Annotated in this window: 1 protein-coding gene and 3 tRNA genes; 1 reads left to right on the top strand and 3 read right to left on the bottom strand. The window is 63.4% G+C overall.

Translation table 11 applies throughout. The features are described 5' to 3' along the window. Positions 1 to 3 precede the first annotated feature (3 nt). Positions 4 to 90, bottom strand: a tRNA-Leu gene (locus tag SOM39_RS19245). Positions 91 to 219: 129 nt separating this feature from the next. After that, positions 220 to 306: transfer RNA gene (locus SOM39_RS19240), tRNA-Leu, on the bottom strand. A gap of 99 nt (positions 307 to 405) precedes the next feature. Between SOM39_RS19240 and SOM39_RS19235 the strand changes: the two genes are divergently transcribed. Continuing rightward, on the top strand, positions 406 to 1,089 hold the full coding sequence (locus SOM39_RS19235) for a glutathione S-transferase family protein (protein ID WP_320459239.1): 684 nt from the start codon (positions 406 to 408) through the stop codon (positions 1,087 to 1,089). Positions 1,090 to 1,133: 44 nt separating this feature from the next. Here the strand turns inward: SOM39_RS19235 and SOM39_RS19230 are convergent. Then, positions 1,134 to 1,220: transfer RNA gene (locus tag SOM39_RS19230), tRNA-Leu, on the bottom strand. Position 1,221 lies beyond the last annotated feature (1 nt).

Here is a 1,221-nt window from a genome sequence, read left to right as displayed (position 1 = left end):
TCATGGTGCCCAGGAGAGGACTCGAACCTCCACGAAGTTGCCCCCGCTAGCACCTGAAGCTAGTGCGTCTACCAATTCCGCCACCTGGGCGACTCAGGAGGAGAATTTTGCGGGAGAACCACGAATGTGTCAACAGGATGTCGAAGAAAATTTCCTGCGCGATCCCTGCCGCAGAAACGAAAAAACCCGCTTGCGCGGGTTTGATCATTTACCGAGTCGTGGTGCCCAGAAGAGGACTCGAACCTCCACGAAGTTGCCCCCGCTAGCACCTGAAGCTAGTGCGTCTACCAATTCCGCCATCTGGGCGACTCAGGGGGCGAATTATGCGGAAGCAGCCGGAGGCTGTCAATGCATGCGCGGACGCCGATTGGCATACTCGGCCCACACCGACTCCCTGGAGTTTCCATGGCACTGCCGATCCTGCACGCCCACCCGCTGTCGTCCTGTTGCCAGAAGGTACTGATTGCCGCCCGCGTGCTCGGCTTGGCCCTGGACGAGCGCATGGTGAACCTGGGCGACCCGGCCGATCGGGCGATGCTCCACGCCATCTCCCCGGCCGCGAAGATGCCCGCGCTGGTCGACCGGGGCCGGGCCGTCGCCGAGACCAGCATCATCATCGAATACCTGCAGCAGCACCTGGCCACCGGCGCACGCCTGATTCCTGCCGATGCCGATGCTGCCCTGGCCGTGCGCTTCTGGGACCGGTTCTCCGACTTTTATGTGATGACCCCGATGCAGGCGCTGACTGCCGAACAGCTCAAGCCCGAAAGCGGGCGCAGCGAAGATGCAGCGCAGACCGCCCGGTCACGGCTGCTGGAGAGCTACGCCGCCATGAACCGCCAGCTCGAAGACCGCACGTGGCTGGCCGGCGAAGGATTCAGCATGGCCGATTGTGCGGCGGCGCCCGCGCTGTTCTATGCCGTGGCCTATGTGCCGGTTCCCGGCACCGAGGTTCACCTGCTCGCCTATTTCGAGCGTTTGATGGCGCATCCAGCGGTGGCCGCAGTGGTCGACGCGGCGCGGCCCTGGTTCAAGTACTTCCCGGGGCGGGCAGGGCTGTCGGCCCGGTACTACACACCCGAGGCCTGAAACGAAAAAACCCGCTTGCGCGGGTTTGATCATTTTCTGAGTCATGGTGCCCAGGAGAGGACTCGAACCTCCACGAAGTTGCCCCCGCTAGCACCTGAAGCTAGTGCGTCTACCAATTCCGCCACCTGGGCG

The sequence above is a fragment of the Stenotrophomonas sp. CFBP8994 genome (assembly GCF_034044835.1).
Lineage (GTDB): Bacteria > Pseudomonadota > Gammaproteobacteria > Xanthomonadales > Xanthomonadaceae > Stenotrophomonas > Stenotrophomonas rhizophila_A.
Note: the sequence above shows the minus strand (reverse complement) of the source record. Positions and strands in the feature narration are given on the sequence as shown.

Excerpts from the sequence above, each read along its gene's own strand:
- SOM39_RS19235 (WP_320459239.1), top strand. The coding sequence starts at position 406 with ATGGCACTGCCGATCCTGCACGCCCACCCGCTGTCGTCCTGTTGCCAG.